The 23,334-nt window shown below is 63.5% G+C and carries 21 protein-coding genes; 8 read left to right on the top strand and 13 right to left on the bottom strand.

From position 1 onward, the window contains the following. Positions 1–149 precede the first annotated feature (149 nt). The 4 genes from F3H87_RS06835 to F3H87_RS06850 all read left to right on the top strand — a co-directional run bounded on the left by F3H87_RS06835 (position 150) and on the right by F3H87_RS06850 (position 3,392). Positions 150–803, top strand: a complete 654-nt coding sequence (locus F3H87_RS06835) for a peroxiredoxin (RefSeq protein WP_149787841.1) — start codon at positions 150–152, stop codon at positions 801–803. Positions 804–940: 137 nt separating this feature from the next. Continuing rightward, positions 941–1,447, top strand: a complete 507-nt coding sequence (locus F3H87_RS06840) for an ATP-dependent zinc protease family protein (protein WP_149787842.1) — start codon at positions 941–943, stop codon at positions 1,445–1,447. Beyond that, positions 1,444–2,349, top strand: coding sequence for a 30S ribosomal protein S6--L-glutamate ligase (gene rimK / locus F3H87_RS06845; RefSeq protein ID WP_149787843.1), 906 nt, complete (start codon positions 1,444–1,446; stop codon positions 2,347–2,349). The genes F3H87_RS06840 and rimK overlap by 4 nt, the downstream gene beginning before the upstream one ends. After that, positions 2,346–3,392 (top strand): succinylglutamate desuccinylase/aspartoacylase family protein, encoded by a 1,047-nt coding sequence (locus F3H87_RS06850; RefSeq protein ID WP_149787844.1) that lies wholly within the window; start codon positions 2,346–2,348, stop codon positions 3,390–3,392. The genes rimK and F3H87_RS06850 overlap by 4 nt, the downstream gene beginning before the upstream one ends. A 6-nt stretch (positions 3,393–3,398) precedes the next feature. On the opposite strand, the gene F3H87_RS06855 is transcribed toward F3H87_RS06850, so the two are convergent. The 3 genes from F3H87_RS06855 to F3H87_RS06865 form a co-directional block, all read right to left on the bottom strand. Continuing rightward, positions 3,399–3,977, bottom strand: a complete 579-nt coding sequence (locus F3H87_RS06855) for a L,D-transpeptidase (protein ID WP_149787845.1) — start codon at positions 3,975–3,977, stop codon at positions 3,399–3,401. Positions 3,978–4,112: 135 nt separating this feature from the next. Next, positions 4,113–4,814, bottom strand: coding sequence for an anti-sigma factor family protein (locus tag F3H87_RS06860; RefSeq protein WP_149787846.1), 702 nt, complete (start codon positions 4,812–4,814; stop codon positions 4,113–4,115). Continuing rightward, entirely contained in the window at positions 4,811–5,335 is a 525-nt protein-coding gene (locus tag F3H87_RS06865) for an RNA polymerase sigma factor (RefSeq protein ID WP_149787847.1), read from the bottom strand. The genes F3H87_RS06860 and F3H87_RS06865 overlap by 4 nt, the downstream gene beginning before the upstream one ends. A gap of 188 nt (positions 5,336–5,523) precedes the next feature. On the opposite strand from F3H87_RS06865, the gene F3H87_RS06870 reads away from it, so the two are divergent. From F3H87_RS06870 to F3H87_RS06880, 3 genes are all read left to right on the top strand, one after another. Next, positions 5,524–6,876: a S8 family serine peptidase gene (locus tag F3H87_RS06870; protein WP_223227995.1), complete on the top strand. Its 1,353-nt coding sequence runs from the start codon at positions 5,524–5,526 to the stop codon at positions 6,874–6,876. 70 nt (positions 6,877–6,946) lie between these two features. Continuing rightward, a complete protein-coding gene (locus tag F3H87_RS06875; RefSeq protein ID WP_149787848.1) occupies positions 6,947–7,309 on the top strand; it encodes a hypothetical protein in 363 nt (120 codons plus the stop codon). Between the two features lies 1 nt (position 7,310). Beyond that, positions 7,311–8,558 (top strand): PqqD family protein, encoded by a 1,248-nt coding sequence (locus F3H87_RS06880; protein WP_149787849.1) that lies wholly within the window; start codon positions 7,311–7,313, stop codon positions 8,556–8,558. Positions 8,559–8,575: 17 nt separating this feature from the next. Here the strand turns inward: F3H87_RS06880 and F3H87_RS06885 are convergent, their stop codons facing one another. The 5 genes from F3H87_RS06885 to pnp form a co-directional block, all read right to left on the bottom strand. After that, a complete protein-coding gene (locus F3H87_RS06885; RefSeq protein WP_149787850.1) occupies positions 8,576–8,971 on the bottom strand; it encodes an adenylyltransferase/cytidyltransferase family protein in 396 nt (131 codons plus the stop codon). A gap of 49 nt (positions 8,972–9,020) precedes the next feature. After that, positions 9,021–11,411: a glycosyltransferase gene (locus F3H87_RS06890; protein ID WP_149787851.1), complete on the bottom strand. Its 2,391-nt coding sequence runs from the start codon at positions 11,409–11,411 to the stop codon at positions 9,021–9,023. Positions 11,412–11,527: 116 nt separating this feature from the next. Further along, the gene (locus F3H87_RS06895) at positions 11,528–12,484 is read right to left on the bottom strand and encodes a LicD family protein (protein ID WP_188129182.1); all 957 of its coding nucleotides are present in this window, start codon (positions 12,482–12,484) and stop codon (positions 11,528–11,530) included. A 129-nt stretch (positions 12,485–12,613) separates the two neighbouring features. Next, positions 12,614–13,381: a glycosyltransferase family 25 protein gene (locus tag F3H87_RS06900; RefSeq protein ID WP_149787853.1), complete on the bottom strand. Its 768-nt coding sequence runs from the start codon at positions 13,379–13,381 to the stop codon at positions 12,614–12,616. A gap of 84 nt (positions 13,382–13,465) precedes the next feature. Beyond that, positions 13,466–15,598, bottom strand: a complete 2,133-nt coding sequence (gene pnp / locus F3H87_RS06905; protein ID WP_149787854.1) for a polyribonucleotide nucleotidyltransferase — start codon at positions 15,596–15,598, stop codon at positions 13,466–13,468. A 320-nt stretch (positions 15,599–15,918) separates the two neighbouring features. On the opposite strand from pnp, the gene F3H87_RS06910 reads away from it, so the two are divergent. Then, positions 15,919–16,635, top strand: coding sequence for an SGNH/GDSL hydrolase family protein (locus F3H87_RS06910; RefSeq protein ID WP_223227996.1), 717 nt, complete (start codon positions 15,919–15,921; stop codon positions 16,633–16,635). 66 nt (positions 16,636–16,701) lie between these two features. On the opposite strand, the gene rpsO is transcribed toward F3H87_RS06910, so the two are convergent. The 5 genes from rpsO to dapE all read right to left on the bottom strand — a co-directional run bounded on the left by rpsO (position 16,702) and on the right by dapE (position 23,124). Then, positions 16,702–16,971, bottom strand: coding sequence for a 30S ribosomal protein S15 (gene rpsO, locus F3H87_RS06915; protein WP_090029321.1), 270 nt, complete (start codon positions 16,969–16,971; stop codon positions 16,702–16,704). A 143-nt stretch (positions 16,972–17,114) separates the two neighbouring features. Then, entirely contained in the window at positions 17,115–18,431 is a 1,317-nt protein-coding gene (locus F3H87_RS06920; RefSeq protein ID WP_149787855.1) for a lytic murein transglycosylase, read from the bottom strand. Positions 18,432–18,583: 152 nt separating this feature from the next. Beyond that, complete coding sequence (rnr, locus tag F3H87_RS06925; RefSeq protein ID WP_149787856.1) at positions 18,584–20,857, bottom strand: ribonuclease R; 2,274 nt, start codon at positions 20,855–20,857, stop codon at positions 18,584–18,586. A gap of 59 nt (positions 20,858–20,916) precedes the next feature. After that, positions 20,917–21,939 carry a formylglycine-generating enzyme family protein gene (locus F3H87_RS06930; protein WP_149787857.1) on the bottom strand — a complete coding sequence of 341 codons (1,023 nt, stop codon included), beginning with the start codon at positions 21,937–21,939 and terminating at the stop codon, positions 20,917–20,919. A 27-nt stretch (positions 21,940–21,966) separates the two neighbouring features. Beyond that, a complete protein-coding gene (gene dapE, locus F3H87_RS06935; RefSeq protein WP_149787858.1) occupies positions 21,967–23,124 on the bottom strand; it encodes a succinyl-diaminopimelate desuccinylase in 1,158 nt (385 codons plus the stop codon). Positions 23,125–23,334 lie beyond the last annotated feature (210 nt).

Consider the following 23,334-nt stretch of genomic DNA (forward strand, 5'->3'; position numbering starts at 1 on the left):
GATCAAATTTTCCCTGTGCGGATTCCGGCCGGTCTTTGCGACATCCCGCCGCTCTGTGCCAATCGGCATGCCGGCACGTCTGGTAATCTTGAGTTTAGAATGTATCTAAAACTGTCATACACACCTGACCCTTTTGAAAGGATTGTAAAATGGGCTTGAGAATCAACGATATCGTTCCCGATTTCACCGCCGCGACCGACCAGGGCGAGATCACCTTTCACGACTGGATCGGCGACGACTGGGCGATCCTGTTCTCGCACCCCAAGGATTTCACACCGGTCTGCACGACCGAGTTCGGCGCCGTGGCGCAACTGGCCGATGAATGGGCAAAGCGCAACACCAAGGTGATCGGCCTGTCGGTGGACGGTGTGGACGAGCATGTGAAGTGGAAATCGGATATCGAGGGCTATGCCGGCGCCAAGGCGACATTTCCGATCATCGCCGACAAGGACCTGGCCGTTTCCAAGGCGTTCGACATGCTGCCGGCCGATGCCTACCTGCCCGATGGGCGCACCGCCGCCGATTCGGCCTCTGTGCGTTCGGTCTTCATCATCAGCCCGGACAAGAAGGTGCAGCTGATCATGACCTACCCGATGTCGGTCGGCCGCAACTTTGCCGAGGTCGTGCGCGCGCTGGACGCGCTGCAGGCGACATATGGCAACCCGATTGCCACCGGCGCGAACTGGACCGCGGGCGAGGACGTGATCGTGGCGCTGACGCTGAACGACGATCAGGCACGCGAGAAGTTCGGCGAAATCGACGTCAAGCTGCCCTATCTGCGCACGACAAGGCACGACGCCTGATACGGCCCGGCGGTATCGCAAAAGAGGACAGGGGGCCCCTGCACGGGGCCCCTTTTCTTTTGTGCGGAAATCGGGTCTTACCCCGGACGCGCGGCTGTGGCAGGCTGGGCACCGTTGCCGCGACAGGAGAGGCGCGCATGACGTCACCGCGCACAGGCGTGAAGAAACCACCCATGATCATCGGCTGGCGGGAAAGGATCGCCCTGCCCGAACTGGGTATCCCGCTGGTTCAGGCCAAGATCGACACCGGCGCGCGCAGCTCGGCCCTCCATGCGACCCATATCCGCCCGTTCGAAAAGGACGGGCAGGATTGGGTGCGGTTCCACATTCCCCATGCCAGCGGGTTACGTGCCCGCGATGTCGAGGCGCCGCTGCTGGGGGAACGCGCGGTCAAGAACACCAGCGGCGCTCCGCAGGACCGCATGGTGATCGAAACGCTTTTGGTCCTGGGAAACCGCCACTGGCATATCGAGGTCACGCTGGCCGACCGCGCCAACATGACCATGCCGATCATCCTGGGCCGCACCGCCATAAGGCGCCGGCGCATCCTGGTGGATGCGGGCCGGTCGTTTCTTGCGGGTGAGCCGGGCCCGGCAGCGTCGGGCAAAAGACACGAACAGGACCGGAAGGAGGCCCTGCCATGAAGATAGCGATGCTGACGCGCAACCCGCGTCTTTATTCCCACCGCCGCCTCGTCGAGGCCGCGGAAGAGCGTGGTCACGAGCTGGAGATGATCAACACGCTGCGCTGTTCGATGAACATCGCCTCGCGCCGGCCCGAAATCTATTACGACGGGTCGAAACTGCCGAAATACGATGCGGTGATTCCACGGATCGGCGCCTCGATCACCTTTTACGGGCTGGCCGTTCTGCGCCAGTTCGAGATGCAGGGCACCTATCCGCTGAACGAGTCCGTGGCGATCGGGCGAAGCCGTGACAAGCTGCGCTCGATGCAGTTGCTGGCGCGGGACGGGATCGGGCTGCCGGTCACCACCTTCGCCCACGATCCGAAAAAAGCCGAAGAGGTCATGTCGCTGGCCGGGGGCACGCCGGTGGTGATCAAGCTGCTTGAGGGCACGCAGGGTATCGGCGTGGTGCTGGCCGACACCGCGCGATCCGCCAAATCGGTGATCGAGGCGTTTCGCGGCGCGGGCGTGAACATCCTTGTGCAGGAGTTCATCAAAGAGGCCGGCGGCACCGATATCCGCGCCTTCGTCATCGGCGGCAAGGTCGTGGCGGCGATGCAGCGCACCGGGGCCGAGGGCGAGTTCCGGTCGAACCTGCACCGGGGCGGCTCGGCCAAGTCGGTCAAGATCACGCCCGAGGAACGCTCGACCGCGGTGCGCGCGGCCAAGTCGATGGGGCTGAACGTCTGCGGCGTGGACATGCTGCGCTCGAACCACGGGCCGGTGGTGATGGAGGTCAACAGCTCGCCCGGGCTGGAGGGCGTGGAAAAGGCCACCGGCAAGGACATCGCCGGCATGATCATCGACTTCATCGGCAAGAATGCCCGCGACGGCGCCACCCGGACCAAGGGCAAGGGATGACGGCACGGCCCGCCCCCTTCGTTCTGGCCGGGCAGGAGGTGGCCGCCGGCACCCGCCGGGTGATCGAGGTGCCGGTATCGTCGTTTTCCGATCACACCCCGGTCAGCCTGTCGGTGCAGGTGGTGCATGGCCGCCGCCCCGGCCCGGTGATGTTCGTCAGCGCCGCGATTCACGGCGACGAGGTGATCGGCGTGGATATCGTGCGCCGCCTGTTGCGGGCCAAGCCGGTCAATGCGCTGGCCGGCACGCTGATGGCGGTGCCGATCGTCAACACCTTCGGCTTCCTGAACCATTCCCGCTATCTGCCGGACCGGCGCGATCTGAACCGCTGTTTTCCCGGCTCGCCCTCAGGCTCGCTGGGGGCGCGGCTGGCGCATATCTTCCTGACCGAGGTGGTGGCCCGTGCGAATTTCGGGATCGACCTGCATTCGGCCGCGATCCAGCGCAACAACCTGCCGCAGATCCGCCTGACCGCTGGCAACAAGCGCCTGCTGCAGATGGGCGAGGCGTTCGGCGCGCCGGTCATGATGACCTCGAAACTGCGCGACGGATCATTGCGCATGGCGGCCGAGGATATGGGCGTGGACGTGCTGCTATACGAGGCGGGCGAGGGGCTGCGGTTTGACGAACTGGCCGCGCGGACGGGCGTGGCGGGCATCCTGCGGGTGATGCAGCAGCAGGGCATGATCGGCGCGCGCGGTGTGCCGAGGGGGCGTGCGCGGCCGGTGCTGTGCGACCACTCCGGCTGGGTCAGGGCCGGGGCCGGGGGGCTGTTCCGCGCGTGGCGGGGTGTCGGTGACCTGGTGGATCAGGGCGACGTGCTGGGCGCCATCGCCGATCCGTTCGGCGTGGCCGAGGTTGAGGTTCTGGCCGACACGGCGGGGATCGTCGTGGGCCGCACCAACATGCCCGTGGTCAACGAGGGCGACGCGCTGTTCCACATCGCCCAGACTCCGCGCCCGGCCCATGCCGAGGCCGCGCTGGAAGGGATGGAGGCGCATATGGAGGCCCAGCCCCTGTGGGACGAGGACGAGATTATCTGACGCCGGTCAGGCGATCTGGTCCCAGCGCGGGTGCAGCACCACCCTCGCGCCCCTTGCGGCGCGGTCATAAAGGTGGATCACGTGGTCGTTCACCATCCGCGCGCAGCCGTTGGAACTGGCGGTGCCGATCGTCCAGGGCTGGGTGGTGCCGTGGATGCGCAGATAGGTGTCGCGGTCGCCGTCGAACAGGTACAGCGCCCGCGCGCCCAGCGGGTTGTTCGGCCCGCCCGGCATCCCGTTGCGGTATTGCCCGTATTTCGCGGGGTTGCGCCGGATCATCGCGTTGGTCGGGCGCCAGCGCGGCCATTCGGCCTTCCATTTGAGGGTGTATGTGCCCGGCTCCCACAGGTTGGGTTCCGACACGGCCACGGTATAGCGCCACGCCTTGTAATCCGGCAGCATCAGGTAGAGCGCATAGAAATTCGGATCGACATGGATTTCGCCCGCCGCGAAATATTGGTCCATTTCAACGATCTTCGGCTCGTATTCCGGCGGGACGCTGTATCCCCCGCCATGCGCGATGCCCGCGCGCGGAAATGTCAGACCTGCAACCATACCGCCCAGAACGGCGCGACGCGAAACCATCGGCAATATCCCCCATACCTTACGCAGCGGACACTACCCAGTGTAGGGCGCGGCAATCAAGACCCCAGAAGTGGTGTTTTTTCCGCAAGTGACGGGATATCGGCGGATGGGTTGCGCAGATGTACCCCTGCCGGGTCAGTTCAGGTGTTCGGCCTCGGCCTCCGGCGCAAGTGCCGGGCCCGCCCCGATGGAATCGAGAAAGAGGTCGAGCATCTCGGTCCCGGTCGAGGAGGCCGGTGCGTAATCGCCCCCGGCACCGTCCGAAACGCTGAGCGCGATGTCCCACCCCCCGTCTGCGCGGCAGGCGACGATGCGGCTGGGATTGCCGCTGTCGGGCTGCAACGCGATCAGGCGGCACAGGCCGCGCCCGGTTTCGAAACTGCCCAGCACGCGGAGATTGCCCAGCCCGGCCACCTGACGCGCCCCGCCGGTCGGCAGCGCCGATACCGCCTGCGCGGCGTCCTGCAATCCCGGCAGGGGATGCGGCGCGCTGCCGTTCAGAACCCAGCCCAGCCCCAGCCCGATGGCCAGCGAGGCGGCCAGCGCCGCGGGCCAGGCAAATGTGCGCCGCCGGAACGGCACCACCACGGCATCGCCGGACGGGGTACTTTCACCGGCCCGTTCCACCGCGTCGACCAGGTGCGCGGGGATTTCGGGCTGCGCAAAAGCCGCGCGCAGGGCCGCGGCAGTGTCGGTGAACACCGCGTATCGCGCGGCAAGCGAGGGGTCGCTTTCGATCCGGGCGCGCAGGGCCTCGGCCTGCGCCTGCTCCAGCTCGCCATCGGCAAGGGCCATCAGCATGTCGTCACTTACCCCTTCGGTTTCAAAATCGGTCATCGCGCCTCTCCTTTGTTGCGCGCCTGTTGCGGTGCGATTTCAAGCTCTTGCGCCAGTGCGCTGCGTGCGCGTGACAGCCGGCTCATGACAGTGCCCACGGGCAGCTCCAGCGCCTCGGCCACCTCGCGGTAGCGCATCCCCTCGACGCAGACGAGCATCAGGACGCCCCGGTATTCCGCGGGCAGCCGGTCCATCGCGGCGCGGACGCGGGCCAGTTCCAGCCGCGCCTCGGTGACCTGGCGGCCATCCTCGCCGATCAGCGGCTGGGTCAGTTCGACCTCGTCTATCGCCACCACGGGGCGGGCAGCGCGGTGCTGGTCGATCCAGGCGTTCCGCATGATGCGGAACAGCCAGCTGTCCAGCCGCGTGCCCGGCGTGAAACCGGACAGGTTCGCCAACCCCTTTTCCACGGTCTGCTGCACCAGGTCGTCGGCCTGATCCCAACTGGGGGCCAGCGACCGGGCAAAGGCGCGCAGCCGCGGCAGCAATTCGACGATCTGCTGTTTTTCCGGTGCCGTCACCTGTTCCGTCCTCTTGTTCGAATCCGCGATTTCCTGCCTGGTTGCAATCAAAACGCAGGTGAGCGGATTTTATTCCCGACGGCACGCTGAAGAAAACTAATCTTACCGGGGAATAAAACGACGGGTGATTTCGTTTTGATCTGAAACCCCGTCAATCCGCACGATCCGCACCGAGGGAACCCGCACCGATGAGCGACAAAGACGATGCCCCCGACATGAACCGCCGCCGGTTGTTGACACGTATCGGCCTGGCGGGGCTGACAGCCTATAGCGCGCCCGCGCTGACCCATCTTGGCATGGCCCATGCTTCGGGCGGGGGTGGCGGATCGGGGGGTGGATCGGGCGGAGGGTCCGGCGGATATGGCGGCGGCGGGTCGGGCGGATGGCGCAACAGCTCGCAACCTGTCCGGCGGCAGGTGCCGCAGCCGCGTGTCGTCCGGCAGGCCCCGCCCCCGCCGCCCGAGATCGTGCTTTTCGTGCCGGCGGGCACCGATATCGCCCCGGCGGGCGCCCAGGGTTATGTCGTGCGTGGCGAGGCCGCGAATGCGACACTGGGCGGAACGCTCTACCGGCTCGACCTGCCGGCCGGGCGGACCGTTGACGAAGGCGTTGCGGAACTGTCCGGCCTTCTGCCGGGTGCCCGGGTCGATGAAAATCACATCTATACCCCCGACGAATTCCTGTGCGACGGAGAGGGCTGCGATGCCTTCGAGATGATCGGCTGGTCCGGCTGGCCCAGCATCCATGCGCCGCGCATCGGGATGATCGACACCGGCATCAACCGTGACCATCCCGCGTTGCAGGGGCAGAACCTGACCGTCCACCAGGCCGATCTGGGCGGCCGCGCCGAGGCCGGTCGCCAGCACGGGACCGCGATTGCCGCCATGCTGATCGGGCGGCTGGATTACCGCGTTCCCGGCCTGCTGCCCAATGCCGAACTGATCGGCGTCGAGGCGTTTCACCGCGGATATTACGGGGAACAGGCCGACGTGTTTTCGCTGGCCTCGGCGATCGACATCCTGCTTGCGGCCGGGGTCAGCGTCATCAACATGAGCTTCTCCGGCCCCCCGAACGACATTCTTGAGCAACTGGTCCTGCGCGCGCTTGCGCGTGACGTGGCCATCGTGGCTGCGGCAGGCAATGACGGCCCCGGTGCGGACCCCGCCTATCCGGCGGCGTTCGGGCCGGTCGTGGCGGTAACGGCGGTCGATCACGCAGAACGCGCCTATCGCCAGGCCAACCAGGGGACATATATCAATTTCGCCGCACCGGGCGTGCGGCTGTGGGTGGCGGCCTCGGTCTCGGGCGGGCGGTTGAAATCCGGCACATCCTACGCGGCGCCCTTCGTCACCGCCTCGCTTGCCGTTCAACGGCTGCGCGCCCCCGCCATGCCGCTGGCCGAGGTTGTCGCCGCAATGGAAAGCTGCGCCAAGGATCTGGGGCAGGCGGGGCAGGACCAGGTGTTCGGTCACGGGCTGGTGGCGGCGCCGGGGCAGTGTTTTGCCGAAGACGCCGAATTTTTCCCTGCTTCGGGGGAATAAAATCGGGGCGGCCCCCGTTCTTCTTGTATGGCCGCGCGATGCGGCAGGATACTGGAAGAGGAGAGAAACGATGTCCAATGATACCAAGACCGATCTGTCCCGTCGTCGCCTGCTGGGGCGGCTTGGGCTGGCCGCCGGGGTGGCCTATGTCGCCCCCGTGATGATGCATCTCGGCGCGGCGCACGCCTCGGGCGGGTCCGGCGGTGGCGCCGGCGGCTCGGGTGGCGGGGCCGGTGGTTCGGGCGGGTCCGGTGGCGGCTTCGGAGGCGGGTCCGGCGGGTCCGGCGGTGGCTTTGGCGGGTCCGGCGGCTCGGGTGCGTCCGGCGGTGGGCGCGGCGGCTTTGGCGGCGGGCGTGGCGGCTCGGGCGGCGGTCGCGGGTTCGGCGGCTTTGGCGGTTCGGGCGCTTCGGGGCCATCGGGCGGCTTCCGCTGACATGACCCGGACCCACGCAAATACCACTCACGGAGGGGCGCGCGGCCTGCGCGCCCCCGACCCGTGCGTGACGCGGCTTGGGTTTGCCGATCTTTTCCACGCGGTGGAACTGCACGGCGACGACGCGTTGCGGGATACGCTTGCCACCGTGCTGCCGGACTGGGGGTGCGCCCCGTCGCCGGGCAACCTTGCGCCGGGCACGCCTGTCACGCGCGTCCGGCGCGACGACGGCGAATACGGTTTCCAGTCATGGTGGGCCACCGCCCCGCTGACGAAACTGGGCGTCGCCGGGGCCACCTGCGGTGTCGTCGCCGATCTTGTTCAGGCGTATCTCGATGCGCGTCCGGGGGTGTTCGGCCTGCATTGCGGCGCGGTGCGGCTGGGCGGGCAGCTTGTGGCCTTTACCGGCCCCTACCGCGCGGGCAAGACAACGCTGGTCACACGGCTCGGGACCGAACCGGGGGGTGAGTTGTTTTGCGACGATGTGCTGCCGATCGCGCCCGACGGCATGGCGGTCGCGCTTGGCGTGCAGCCGCGATTGCGCCTGCCGCTGCCGGACACCATGCCCGATGGGTTTCGCGCCTTTGTCGGCCGCAATCTTACCGTGCACGATCATCGCTATGGCTATGTCGCCTTGCCGGGGCAGGCGGCGTTCGGAACGCGCGCGCCGCTGGCCGCGCTGATCCTGCTGTCACGCCAGCCGGGCGCGAAGGCCCGCTTTCACCGCCTGGACACCAGCGAGGCCGCCGCGCATCTGATCCGCCAGAACATTGCCGATCCCGGCGAGGTCGAGGCCCATTACGACCGGGTTTCGGCACTGGCAGAGGGCATGGCCTGCCTGACGCTGGTCTATTCCGACCTCGAGGATGCCGTGGCGCTTGTCCGCACCGCCTTCGATGGCACGGCGCAGGCCCCCCGGATCGCCGACCCCGGGCCGCCCCTTGACCGGACCGCCGCGCAGGAGGATGCCGATCCCGCGGATATGGACGTCATGTTCAGGCGATCCGGCGACGTGGTCGAGCGGGTGATCGGGTCCGACACCTTCCTGTGGCAGATGGACGGGCGGCATTTCTTCAGCCTGAACCCGGTGGGCGGCGCGGTCTGGACCTTGCTGGAAACGCCCGCATCGGGGCACGACATCGCCGCCGCGCTGCACGCGGCCTTCCCGGACGTGCCGCGTGCGGTCATCGCAGGCGACACCGCAAGGCTGCTGGGGCAGATGCACAGGCGCGGCCTGCTGACGGCATAGTGCGGCCGCGGCGGGCCTTACTGGTACATCGACAGCACGCTGCTGCGCAGCTCGGTGGTGGAAATACCCTCGGTGCGGGGCAGGTAGACGACCTTGCAGATATCCGCCAGATCGTCGAACTTGCCTTCCCAGTCGGCGCCGATGCCGAAGATATCCGCCTTTTCCCGCAGGATATCGCCGCGCTTCTGATCCCAGCTTTCCTCGGGGATCACCTTTGAGACATAGCGGCAGGATTCCAGGATCTCGACCCGGTGACGGTAGGGCATGACATTGGCCTTGCCCTTGCGCGTGTTGAACTCGTCGGTCGAACAGCCAACGATCAAGGTGTTTCCAAGCTCGGAAAGCCGCCGCAGCAGGCGCACGTGACCGAGATGGAAAAGGTCGAAGGTGCCGTAGGTGATCACGGTTGTCATTGTGGTCTTCGTCCTTCTTTCTGTTGTTTCGCCTTGGCAATTCGTGCGCTTACGGCGTCTCGACGCCGATCAGATTGTAAAACTCGTTCAGGGCCGCATCATTATATGCCTTGGCGTCGAACCTTTTTGGTTTGTACCCTTCGGATATGACCTGCGCCATGCCGTCAGCCAAAGCCTTGTCGTCTTTTTCGGTCAGGACGCCAAGCCCGTCCCCGATAACATACGCCATCGACGGGTGATTGGTTGCGACACAAGGGGTTCCGAGGGCAAGCGACTCCAGCAAGACAAGTGGCTGTCCCTCGTAGTCGGAACTCAGGACGAACGCATCGGCCTCCTTTATCGCGGCGGCCGGTTTGTGCACGAAACCCGCGAAGAAGCAGGAGTCTTCCAGGCCAATATTTTCTGCATAACGTTTGACTTTCTCCAGCTCCGGGCCGTCGCCAAGCACAAACAAGAAAGCGTTGGGGTTCTGATTCTTCAGTATGGAAAAAGCACGCAACAGGCGTCTATGATTCTTTTCCACGGAGATACGCGCAGCATTAATGAATATTTTTGCATTTGGGTTCACCGAGCGAAGCTCGTGCATCTTTGCAACCCATGGGCAGGGTGCAAATTCCGCACCGGGCATAAACTCCTGCCCAATTACATTTCGGCAATATCCGAACTTTTCCCCATCGGAAGGTCCTGCAAAGGCATCCCGATTTATATCCCTTAGTGTCGGTGAAACAGAAATGATTTCATCAAAATCCCTATATGCCGTTGTTATGAGCCAGTTGATATTCCCCCTTGTTTTTATTTCCGAAGCAATATCGTTGTGCTGGTAAATGACTCGCTTCTCGGTATTTGCCGCCAGCGACAACATTGTGCCAGCGACATCATAACCCGAGAAATCTATTGCGACATCAAATGCGCGATCACGTAGATGCCTATGGTACTCCGTTTTGAAAGCGTTTTTAATAGTATTAAATTGCCGCATCCTGCTTTCCTCGCTCGGCGTTATTCCGATTTTACGAAGAATTCTAGTTCTATCCTTGGGTTGTAATTCGTTTCGAAACAGAATTTTCTTAACCTTGTCCGATAGCAGATTGAACTGTTCACGGCGGGATTCATCTCGATCCAGGTACTTGACCTCACAGAACACAGAAATATCAACCAAATCGCCATCCAGAGCGTTAATAAGATTCAAGAAGGAGGTGGTTATACCATTCCTTCGAAAAGTGCTTGGATAAATAAGTACTTTTTTCTTTTCTGTCTTTTGAATGCTGGGTGCATAGTTTAGCAACAAATTAGCGCTATCGAATGATGCTCGTTCGTTTTTATCTCCAAACAGTACATCAATAGTGTTCGTGTAATCAGAAAAACTTGATGGCTTTCGTGGATTCCTTATCATCTCCAGAACTTGCTCGCGTGTCTCCGCGATCTGGCAAGGCAGTTTTGTATAGTCCAGAGAAAAGCCACGTTCACCTCTATAGTCGAGGAGATCATATGCATACAGAACAACCGGACGATCGAGTAATAAGTAATCGAGGATTACGCTCGAATAATCTGATAGAAGAAGGTCGGTTTGCGTAAGAAATTCGTTTATATCAATACCCTTAGGTATTGCCTTGACGCCTGTTTTTTGCCAGTCAATTTTTCTTTCCGCAAAATAGTGCAGACTTACGTATACATCATAACGTTCGCTAAACTCCTTTGCAAGCATTTCACTTACTTCTATTTGCTCGTTCAGCTCCTGATCAATTTCATTCAGTCTTCCGCGCCAAGTCGGTGCATAGAGGAGTTTTGGTTTTCCAGATTGACTCTGCGGTTTGGTATTCTCTGATCTGTACGCGATGTCATTCCGGGGAAATCCAATATGCCGGATATGAGACTTCTCTAAGGGCGCAAGTGTCGCATCGAGGAAAGCTCGATCGAAGAAATTTCCCGATGAGAGTATGATGTCAGAGATGTTTAGGCATCTTTGCGTATTGTAAGATGCGGCAAGCATGGGTTCATGTTGAACACCCATTTTTTTGATTGGTATTCCGTGCCATGTTGAAAGAAGAACTTGCTCTTTCTTTGGGGCGAAGATGAACGGCAGCGTAGAGTTGAAAATAATATACTTTGATTTAGCCAGCGCGACTAGATGCTCCATTCGCTCATAGGTAACGAATCGTACGTCGGGGTTCTTTTTTATATCATCCGGTATGATGGTGTCGGGCCTGGTTACCCAGGTGAACCTGCAGCTCCCTCGGGGAAATCGCTCAACCAGCTCTCTGAAGATAAACAGCGGGTTGCATCCAATTCTTCTTCCGTGAAACGAGTCGAAAATAAAATGATTATCTTCCAATAGAAAAGAATCGGCGTTTTTGGAAAAGGCTCGATTCGTAAAACCCCCACGTGTCAGCCGCAATCCCCGGACAATCTTATCAATGAGAATTGTCGTCTGTATCTTGTTCATCTTGCTTTCTCGCCTCTAGCCTTACAAACTCACCATGCACCGGAACGCTGTGCTCTCGCACAATGCGATACTCGTTTCCTTGCCGTTTTTTCGTGCCGTCACACCCGACTGCAACTCTACATCTTACCCAAAGAGAGAATTTGGCGGACTTTCCGGGTTGTGAGAAACCTCTCATACTCATCGACAAAACGCGCGAAGCGCCGTCTTGCACGGGACCAGGAAAAGCTGAAATCCGGGTCCGGTACGCGCCAGTTCTCCCCGTAATTCACCGCCAGCATCGCCTCGGCGTTACGCGGGGCGGGCAGGGGGATGCCCTGTATGGGTTGCGTGCCCAGCGGAAACACGTCCGCCCGGGACAGATCGCCATAGGTATGCGGCCAGACATAGACCTTGCCGCCCTTTTCCCAAGCGGCGAAAAGATCCACCTGCAACCCGCTTTCGGTGTGGAACTGTAAACTGGGGCTGTTCTTCATGAATCGCAGATCGGTGGCAAAGGGCATGGTATCCGCCACCACGTCATGCAGTCGTGAAAACGCGGCGATCCGTTCCTTCGGGGAAGATCCTTCGACGAAAACGGCCAGGTCCACGTCATCGTCGTGGCCGATGAAATCACCGTCCCGCACCGCCCCCAGAAGCGTGCCGGAATTCAGCACGGCGGTATACCCCTCGGCATTCAGCGCCTCGAAGATCTTTTGGAGATCGAGTGCCAGTTTCCGCCGGTCCATGCTTTTGAACGAGGTCGAATAGCCATGGCCGTTCAGAACCTTGTCGTCCAGAACCCGCTTCAACGCCGCCTCGAACGCCTTGCGCTTGTCGTGATCGCCGTGGCTTTTGTGATAGGCGGCGATCTTTTTCTTCAGCGATGCGCAGCGGCTTGCCTTCATCCGGTGGACGCCATAGAGCAGCACCACGCGCTCGGTCCAGTCGACCCCACGTTCGGCGCGGGGCACCCTGTTCAGTATCGTGCGGACCCTTTTGTAAGGTAGCGAGCGGGCATGGGCGACATCGGCCAGGATCGAGTCGACCTCATGCAGGATCGACCACGAAGTCGGGCTAAGCGCGCGCTTAGGCACCGGTAGTTCCCGGGGCTTGAACAGTTTTGGCATCCGGTTCTCGTGGTTGGCAGCGGGTTCGTGCGAAAATTGTAATCAGCGCGCTGTATACGCAGGGCAAATCGTTAACGCAATGCGTTGGGCCGGAGCTTACCGAATTCGGCGCAACCTGTGCTTGATCGAAGACAGGTAGTTGGCGGTTTGCCGCCGGAACTCTTTCCACAGATAGCCGCGCGCGCGGGTTTTGCGCCTGCTGCGCCCGTCGCGGCGGGCCGGCGCGCTGTTGATGACGCTGTCGCTGCCCGAGGGCGCGATCAGCGCCGGATCAAGCGCAAATCCCGTGCCGCGCCGGCAGAAATGGTGGCGCAGGAAGTGGTCTATGGGCGCGGTGGCGAACGCGGCTTCGCGCAGAAACGCCTCGGCCCCGCGACGGCTCCACAGCAGGCCGGTGGTCGTGATGGGAAAATAGGCAGCGTGATACAGGCGATGCCCGTCGACCTGCCCCAACCCGGTGCGGAACGGGCCGGGCGGACGTCCGAGGTTCACGATCTCCCAGTTGCCGGGCTCGTCGCGGTCGAGCCGGGCGATAAGCGCATCCAGAACCGCCTTTGCCCCCTTGGGAATCGTCATGTCATCCTCGACCACAAGCGCGTAACCGGCATCGCTTTGCAGGAAACGCTGCACCGCCCGGACGTGGCTTTTGAAGCACCCCACCTCGCCGCCGGTCAGCGGGCGGCCGTAAAAGGCGATGGCGCGGGCCTCGTCATACCCCTCCAGCTCATCCAGAGGGATGTTGCGCGCATCGCAGGCGGGCAGGCGTTCGAACGCGATCCCCGCCTCGTCCAGAAGGCGCCCGGCCAGCGCCATCCTGTCGGTGCTGTCGTCGAGGTTGATGACAAGGGTCAGTAAACTGGTCATGCCTGCGTCCTTAGTGCAAGCGTCGAAAATGGAAAAGCCCCGGCATATGAACCGGGGCCTTTCGGATCTTTTGAAAGATGCGCCTTACTCGGCGGCTTCTTCCTTGGTGACCTCTTCGCCGGTCTCCTGGTCGACGACCTTCATCGACAGGCGCACCTTGCCGCGATCATCGAAGCCCAGCAGCTTGACCCACACTTCCTGACCTTCCTTCAGAACGTCGGACGGGTGGTTCAGGCGGCGGTTCTCGATCTGGGACACGTGCACCAGCCCGTCGCGCTTGCCAAAGAAGTTCACGAAGGCACCGAAATCGACGATCTTCACGACCTTGCCCTTGTAGATGCCGCCCTCTTCCGGCTCGGCCACGATCGAGTGGATCATGTCGTAAGCCTTCTGGATGGCTTCGGCGTTCGGCGATGCGATCTTGATGATGCCTTCGTCGTTGATGTCGACCTTGGCGCCCGACACTTCGACGATCTCGCGGATCACCTTGCCGCCCGAGCCGATCACTTCGCGGATCTTGTCGGTCGGGATCTGCATCGTTTCGATGCGCGGTGCATGGACCGAGAAATCGGCGGCGCCCGAAAGTGCCTTGTTCATCTCGCCCAGGATGTGCATCCGGCCGTCCTTGGCTTGCGCCAGGGCTTTTTCCATGATCTCGGGCGTGATGCCTGCGACCTTGATGTCCATCTGCAGCGAGGTGATGCCGTTTTCGGTGCCTGCGACCTTGAAGTCCATGTCGCCCAGGTGATCCTCGTCACCCAGGATGTCGGTCAGGATCGCATAGTCGCCGTCATCCTCAAGGATCAGGCCCATTGCCACACCGGCCACGGCCGATTTCAGCGGCACACCGGCATCCATCATCGACAGCGAACCGCCACAGACCGACGCCATCGAGGACGAGCCGTTCGATTCCGTGATCTCGGACACCAGGCGAAGGGTGTAGGGGAAATCGGTCGGTGCCGGCAGCACGGCCTGAAGCGCGCGCCAGGCCAGTTTGCCGTGGCCGATCTCGCGGCGTCCCGGAGGGCCGACGCGGCCCGCTTCGCCAACCGAATACGGCGGGAAGTTGTAGTGCAGCAGGAAGTTCGATTTGAAGTTCCCGTGCAGCGCGTCGATGAACTGCTCGTCATCACCGGTGCCCAGCGTGGTCACGACAAGCCCCTGGGTTTCCCCGCGGGTGAACAGGGCCGAGCCGTGCGTGCGCGGCAGCAGGCCGGTTTCGCACACGATCTGGCGGACATCGGTGGTCGAACGACCGTCGATACGGGTGCCGCCCTTGACCACGTCACCGCGCAGGATCGACGCTTCGAGCTTTTTCATCGCGGAACCGAGGTTCGCGTCTTCCAGTTGCTCTTCGGTCAGTTTTTCCTTGATCGCCTGACGCGCGGCCGCAACGGCCGCGGTGCGTTCCTGCTTGTCCTTGATGGCAAACGCGGCGCGCATCTGGTCTTCGCCGGCGGCTTTGACCGCAGCGAAAAGATCGCTGTAATCCGGTGCCTGGAAATCGAACGGCTCTTTCGCGGCATCCTCGGCCAGGTCGATGATCAGGTCGATCACCGGCTGGATTTGCTCATGCGCAAAGGTCACGGCGCCCAGCATCTCGGCCTCGGTCAGCTCGTAGGCTTCCGATTCCACCATCATCACGGCTTCTTTCGTGCCGGCGACGACGAGGTCGAGCCGCTGCTCGGGCTTGAGGCGCAGATCCTGCATGTCGTCCACGGCCGGGTTCAGCACGTATTCGCCATCCACGAACCCGACGCGGCAACCCGCGATCGGACCCATGAAGGGCACGCCCGAAATCGTCAGCGCGGCGCTTGCGGCGATCATCGCCACGATGTCGGGATCGTTTTCAAGGTCATGCGACAGCACGGTGCACATCACCAGCACTTCGTGCTTGAAGCCGTCCACGAACAGCGGGCGGATCGGACGGTCGATCAGGCGCGCAGTCAGCGTTTCCTTTTCGGTCGGACGTGCCTCGCGCTTGAAAAAGCCACCGGGCACCTTGCCCGCGGCATAGTATTTCTCCTGGTAATGCACGGTCAGCGGAAAGAAATCCTGACCGGGCTTGGGTTCCTTGGCGAAGGTGACGTTTGCCATCACCGAGGTTTCGCCGAGGGTGGCGATGACCGAGCCATCCGCCTGACGGGCAACCTTGCCCGTTTCCAGTGTGAGCGTCTCATCGCCCCACTGCATCGTTTTCGTCGTAATTTTGAACATCATCGTTTCCTGTCTGGGGCACTCCCGGGCGTATCCCGGGTCCCCGTTTGCATGGCGGCCCCATTGCCGCCGACCCCTTCATCCTTCCATGCGCCGGGATCAGAGCGTCACGTCTCAGATGGGGGCGCCTTACAGTGTTTTACAGGTTTTTGAAAGCAAAGAGTTGCGGCGGCGCATCGGCGCCGGCGCGGGCTGGTGCTATTTACCACGCAGGGTGGTTCACCCCCGGACGGGTTTGTGGCTATATCGATTCCCGGGGCATGTTTGCGCGCGCGGACCGGGTGGCGATCGCGCAAGGACGGAACGTATAGGGGCCAGGATTGCGTTTTCTACTGACTCGCCTGGCGGCCACGCTGGCCGCCACGCTGTATCTTGCCGTGCCGGTTGCCGCGCAGGGCGCGGACCGTATCGTGGCGGAGGACGGCCGCATCCTGTCTATCGGCGACTCGCTGATGGCATGGAACACGATCGCGGGGCGTTCGATCCCGAATGTCGTGTCCGCCATCCTGGAAGAGCCGGTCGAAAGCCGCGCGGTATCCGGTGCGCATGTGATCTATGCGCTGCCGATCACCGGCGCGATGGGTATGCGCATCGGTGCGCAGTTCGGAAAAGACACCCCCGACTGGGTGCTGGTCACCGGCGGCGGCAACGATCTGTGGCTTGGCTGCGGTTGCAGCCGGTGCCAGCGCCGCATGGATCGCATGATCAGCCCCGATGGAAGCGCGGGCGCCGTGCCCGACCTGATACGCCGCATCCGCAAGACCGGCGCGCGCGTGATCTATATCGGTTACCTGCGCAGCCCCGGCTGGAACACGGTGATCGACCATTGCCGTGACGAGGGCGACGCGTTCGAGGCGCGCCTGTCCGTCATGGCCCGTCAGACCGAGGGCGTCTGGTTCCTGTCCAACGCCGACCTGGTGCCCGATGGCGACACCTCGTTCCATGCGCTCGATGGCATCCACCCCTCGGTCAAGGGCAGCACGGCCATCGGCAAACGTGTCGCCGCGCTGATCCGCAAGCTCGACCGGGAACGCTGATCCCCGGAACGGAAAACGCCCGCCCCCTGGCGGGGCGGGCGTCGGAATTCCCGGATCGGGCGGCGCTTAACGGCGGATGCCGAGGCGCTGGATGAGGTCCTGGTAACGGCTCTCTTCCTTGCCTTTCAGATAGTCCAGCAGCTTGCGGCGCTGGGCGACCAGCTTCAGAAGGCCACGGCGGCCGTGGTTGTCCTTCTTGTGGGTCTTGAAATGCTCGGTCAGCGTGTTGATGCGCGAGGTCAGGATCGCAACCTGCACCTCGGGCGAACCGGTGTCGCCGTCCTTGGTGGCGAATTCCTTGATGACGCGTGCCTTGTCTTCTGCAGTGATCGACATCGGGGTCTCCTTGGTTCTGAGGGTTCAGGGCACAAGCCGGGATGTCGTCCAGCAAGGTCCTATGGAGCATCCGACCGGGGGATTCCCGGTGCGGATGCGGGCGTATAGGGGAAATCGGCCCGGATGAAAAGGGGGCGCGTGCTTTACCGTCTGCGCAACAGGTGCAGAACGTTCTGGCTGGGATAGCCATCCGGCGTCACACCGACCGATTGCTGAAACGCCCGGATCGCCGCGATCGTGTTGGGCCCGACGATACCGTCGATCTTTTCAACCCCCAACCCCTTGCGTTTCAACCGGGTCTGCAACTCCTTGCGCTGGTCGAAATTCAGCGGCTTGTATCCGCGCGGCCACTCGGCCTGTATCGGCGGGCCGCCGGCGATGCGGTCGGCCAGGTGCCCCACGCCGATCGCATAGGCATCTGCGTTGTTGTAGCGTTTGATCACGTTGAAATTGTCGAACACCATGAAGGCCGCGCCGCGCGTGCCCGCCGGCAGCAGGATCGCCGCCGCGCCGTAATCGGGCACCGGGCGGCCATTGCTCATCGCCACCACGCCGCGCGCGGCCCAGTCCGACGGCATCCGCCGCGTGTCGCCCGTCGGCGCGAACCCCTGCGGCAGCCGCACCTCGACGCCCCAGGGCTGGCCCTTTTTCCAGCCGAACCGCCTGAGATAGGCCGCGGTCGAGGCCAGCGCATCCGCCGGGTCGTCCGACCAGATGTCGCGCTTGCCGTCGCCGGTGAAATCCACTGCATAAGCCAGGTAGGAGGTGGGAATGAACTGCGTATGCCCCATCGCACCCGCCCAGGAGCCCTGCATGTTGCGCGGGGCCACGTCGCCCGATTGCAGGATCTGCAACGCCGCGAAAAGCTGCTTTTCAAAGAACGCCCCGCGCCGACCGTCAAAGGCCAGCGTCGCCATCGCCTCGATCACATCCAGCGTGCCGCGCTTTTCGCCGTAATAGGTCTCAAGCCCCCAGACCGCGGTCACCACCTCTTTCTCCACGCCATAGGCCTGTTCGATACGCTCCAGCGTCCGGCGGTGGCGGCGCAGCGCGCGCTGGCCCTTGTCCACCCGGTCGGAACTGACCGCGTTATCCAGGTAATCCCAGATCTGTTTCTTGAACTCCGCCTGGTTGCGATCCTTTGCGATCACGTCGGCATTGTAGCGCACGCCACGAAACGCCCCGGTCACCACCGAGGCCCCGATCCCGCGCGACCGGGCCTGCGTCTTGTACTGATCGACCCACCGCTGAAAGGCCGCGTTCTTCGTCGATACCACCGGGTCGGTGTTCAGGTCCGCAGGCCGCAGGGCCGGGCGCAGGCTGTCTTGTGTTGTGGCCGTCGCCCCGGCGCCGAAGGGCCGCAATTGGGGGCGCGGCGATTGGTCCACCGGCCCGGCCACCGCCATTCCAAACCCCATGAAAACGCCCGCCATCGCGGGCAAAAGAAACCGCATACGCATCGCTCGCCTCATTTTTTTCTTGGCCGTGATCGTAGCGCGATTGCCCCGTTTCGCAAAGCAGGCTTTGCCCCACACGGGGATCATCCGGCAAAACCCTGCCGCTTCATCTTGCCTGAAATACTCCGGGGGCTTGGGGGCAGAGCCCCCAATCGTCACCGGCCCTTGCGTTTCAGCTTGCGCTTGACCTTGGCATCCTTGTGTTTGGCCTTTCCGGCCTTGCGCCTGACCGGCCCGCCCTTGCCGCGCCCCCGGCCCGGATGGCCGCCGCGCCCGCCCGGCATCGACTGGCCCTCAAGCTCCAGCAGCTCCAGCGCGATACCGCCGGTCACCGGCGCGGCCTCGACCAGCTTGACCCGCACCCGCTGACCCAGCGAGATCACCGTGCCGGTATCCGACCCCAGAAGCGTCCCGGCATCGCGGTCGAAATGGAAATATTCCTGCCCCAGGTTGCGCATCGGGATCAGCCCGTCGGCGCCGGTCTCGTCCAGCTTGACGAAGACGCCGAACTTGGCGATGCCGCTGATCCGCCCCGTGAACGTCCCGCCCACCTTTTCCGACAGGAAGGCCGCAAGGTAACGGTCGGTCGTGTCCCGCTCGGCCATCATCGAACGTCGTTCGGTTTCGCTGATATGGGTGGCTGTCTGTTCCAGGTCTTCGATGTCCTGCGGGCGCAGCCCGTCCTTGCCCCATTTATGCGCGGTGATCAGCGCGCGGTGCACCACCAGGTCGGAATAGCGCCGGATCGGCGATGTGAAATGCGCATAGGCCTGCAACGCCAGCCCGAAATGCCCGAAATTCGCCGGGCTGTAATAGGCCTGCGTCATCGCCCGCAGGGTGGACATGTTGATCAGCTCGTCATGCTCGGTGCCCTCGGCCTGCGCCAGCAGGCGGTTCAGGTGCTGGGTTTTCAGAACCTGCCCCTTGGCCAGAACCATGCCTGCGCTTTCCGCCGTTTCGCGCAGCGCCTCCAGCTTTTCGGGGCTGGGCTCCTCGTGCACCCGGAACAGCAGCGGCGACTTGCGGGTGATCAGTTCCTCGGCGGCGGCCACGTTGGCCAGCACCATGAACTCCTCGATCAGGCGGTGGGCATCCAGCCGCTCGGCGAAATCGACGGATGTGACCTGCCCTTCCTCGGACAGCACGACCTTGCGTTCGGGCAGGTCCAGGTCCAGCGGCTGCCGGCGCTTGCGGGCCGATACCAGCGCCTCGTAGGCGGCGTAAAGCGGGTCGATCACCTGCTCCATCAGGGGGGCGCATTTCTCGTTCGGGTCGCCGTCGCCGGCGGCCTGAACCTCCTGGTAGTTCAGCGATGCGGCCGACCGCATCAGCCCGCGCACGAAGCGATGCCCGATCTTGGTGCCGTCCGCACTGACCTGCATCCGCACGGCGATACAGGCGCGCGGCACGCCCTCGTGCAGCGAACACAGGTCGCCCGACAGGCGGTCGGGCAGCATCGGCACCACGCGGTCGGGGAAATAGCTGGAATTGCCGCGCTTGCGCGCCTCGCGGTCCAGCGCGGTGCCGGGCGTGACGTAATGGGCCACATCCGCGATGGCGACCCAGATCACGTGCCCGCCCTCGTTGCGCGGGTCGTCGTCCTCATGCGCCCAGCAGGCATCGTCATGGTCGCGCGCATCCCACGGGTCGATGGTGACAAGCGGCATGTCGCGCATATCCTCGCGGCCCGACAGGCCCGCCGGTTTCATGCCGTCGGCCTCGGCGATCACGTCGTCGGGAAAATCGTCGGGGATACCGTGCTGGTGGATCGCGATCAGGCTGACGGCGCGCGGCTCGGACGGATCGCCCAGCCGGGTCACGATCCGGGCGCGCGGCAGGCCCATCCGGCCTTTTGGCCCGGATTGTTCGGCCTCGACCAGTTCGCCGTCCTTCGCCCCGCCGGTGGCACCGGGCGGCACCTGCCATTCCTTGCCGTCGCCCTTGTCGATGGGCAGGATGCGCCCGCCCTCGGCGCCCTTGCGGAATACGCCCAGCACCTTGTGCGGGTTCTGCCCGATGCGCCGGATCAGCCGGGCCTCGTATTGATGATCCTCGGCCTTCACCTCCTGCAGGCGGGCAAGGATACGGTCGCCCGCCCCCAGCGCCGGGTCCGAGGCGCGCGGCACGACCAGCACCACCGGCTCTTTCCCCTCGCCCTGCCATTCCAGCGGCCGCGCGAACAGATCGCCATCACCCGAGGGATCGGTCACCTGCAATACGCTGACGGGCGGCAGCTTGTCGGGATCGCGATAGGTTTTCTTGCGCTTGTTCAGATGCCCCTCGTCCTCAAGCTCCTTGAGGATGCGCTTCAGGTCGATCCGCGCAGCCCCCTTGATGCCAAAGGCCTTGGCGATATCGCGTTTCGAGGTGAGGGTTGGGTGGTCCGAGATCCATTGCAGGATCTCGTCCTTGGTGGGCAGCTGGCTCATGGCCCGTGACGTAGCACAGGCTTGGCGCGGCGTCATGCGGGAAACGCGGGGCGCGTCGGCTAATCCGCCTGCTGCAACGCCCTGACGACCCGAAAACCGGTGCTTTTCAGCCGGCTGTTTTCAGTTCCATAGCCCCGGTTGGCCGGTCGCGCATAGTCTGCGCCTGATCCGAACGACCCGCCCTTGGCTACGCGGCGGCACGTATTGTGCCGTTCGGCTTCGGCAAGATAGGCAGACGACGTCGGCAGCCCCAAATGCCGTTCACTCCAGCACGACATGGTGTGCTCCAGCACGTTTCCCGCCATATGCCGCAATCCCCAGGCATTGGCCGCATCGAGCGCGTCCACGGGAACCGGGACTCTGCGATTGTCTGGATCGGGAACACGCCTGTCGCCCTCCCAATGAAACACGCTGATATTCGCCTGGTCCGGCGTCAGGGTGTCGCCTTGCGCGAACCTCGTTCGGGTTCCTGCCCGGGCCGCGTATTCCCACTCGGCCTCGGTCGGCAGGCGATACACATCCGCGCCGACCTTGCGGTTGAGCCAGGCAACATATTCCAGCATATCCAGATAGGACACGTTCATCACGGGATGGCGCGGGTTGTCGGCGCGGGAATAGACTCCACCGAACCCGAGAACCCTTGGGTCGGGAGTGTGCGCGCACCCGCCTTCCGCCACGCAGGCCAACCATTCCTCACGGGTCACTTCGTTGCGGCCCATGGCAATCGGAACGTCGATTTCCACCTCATGCATTGGCCCTTCATGGGCGTATCCGGGCACGACCCCCGGCTCGGGTTTGTGCCACAACGAATACACGAAGGCGGATTCCTCCAACGGCGCACCCATCACGAAACTGCCCAAGGGAAGAACGATCATTTCCGGGCAGGTATCGCAGTCGCGGAATGCCTCAAGCGGGGCAAGCGTTTCGCCATTCCCATGCAATGCGCCGGTTTCGGCCTGTGCCGGGCCGGTCAGCCAGAACAGCGCGCATAAAAGCGCAAGGCGCAGGATGCGGAATGTTGGAAACACGCGCACTGGACGGTCTTTACTCGTTCTCGTTCCGGGGCACGGTGGCGCAACCAAGACGTGTTTTCAAGCCCTGTCAGATCGTCAGGCGAAATAATCCCGCAGGATGCGGGTATAGATCGCCTTCAGCTCCTGCACCTGCCCCGCGGGCACACGTTCATCGACCTGATGCATGAAATGGCCGACAAGCCCGAATTCCACCACCGGACAGTGGTTTTTGATAAACCTTGCGTCCGACGTGCCCCCCGTGGTGCTGAGTTCCGGCGTGACGCCGGTTTCGGCTGCGACCGCTTTCGACACCAGATCCGACAGCGGCCCCGGCGGCGTCAGGAACGCCTCGCCCGAGATCTTCACCTGCATATCCACGCTCACCCCGAACTCCTCCGCGACGCGGTCCGCCTCCTGCCGCAGCCATCCGGTCAGGCTGGCGCCGGTATGGGTGTCGTTGAAGCGGATGTTCACCGCGCTGCGGCAGCTGGCCGGGATCACGTTGGTCGCGGGATTGCCGGTGTCGATGGTGACGACCGCCAGTGTCGAGGCATCGAAATGCGCGGTCCCCCGGTCAAGCTCGTGACTGGCCAGCCGGTCCATCAGCCGCGCCATCGCCGGCAGCGGGTTCTTCGCGCGGTGCGGATAGGCGGAATGGCCCTGCACGCCCGTTACCGTGAAATGCGCATTCATAGACCCGCGCCGCCCGATCTTGATCATCTCGCCCATGCGGTCGGGGCAGGTGGGTTCGCCGACGATGCAGACGCTCATGCCCTCGCCCTGCGCCGCCATCCAGTCCAGCAGCGCGGCGGTGCCGTCGACGGCATCGCCTTCCTCGTCGCCGGTGATGGCCAGCATGATGGCGCCCTCGGGCGGCGTTTCGCGCACGAAATCCACCGCCGCGGCGGCAAAGGCGGCGACGCCCGATTTCATGTCGGTCGCGCCCCGGCCCCAGATCACGCCATCCTCCAGGTCGCCCGAGAACGGCCCGTGCGTCCAGGCGCCTTCGTCACCCGGCGGCACCACGTCGGTATGGCCGTTGAAACCGAAACTCCGCTGATGGCCCTTGTCGCCCCAGCGCGCGAACAGGTTGGCCACGCCGCCCCTGTCCACCCGCGTGCAGGCGAAACCCGCGCCGCTCAGCAGCTTTTCCAGCAGCACCAGCGCACCGCCCTCGGCCGGCGTGACCGAGTTGCAGCGGATCAGCGCCTGCGTCAGCGCAACCGGATCGGTGGGGGCGGTGGTATCGGGCATGGCTGGTCCTGTGTCTGTCATGGTGCCTGTTATGCTGCGCCAGCAGTAGCGCGCGGCCGCTTCGGGCGCAAATGTGGCAGAAAAGGCGCAGGGTTAGCCGCCCTGTGACAAGCCTGCGTCGCTTGGCCTTAACAGGCGCGCGGGGGGCGTGTTAACTTTTCGCAAAACAAGGACCCGAGGCAGGGCAAGCAGCTACCGGACCGAAGATAA

It is taken from the genome of Lutimaribacter pacificus, from assembly GCF_900142185.1.
In the GTDB taxonomy this organism is placed as follows: Bacteria; Pseudomonadota; Alphaproteobacteria; order Rhodobacterales; family Rhodobacteraceae; genus Lutimaribacter; species Lutimaribacter pacificus.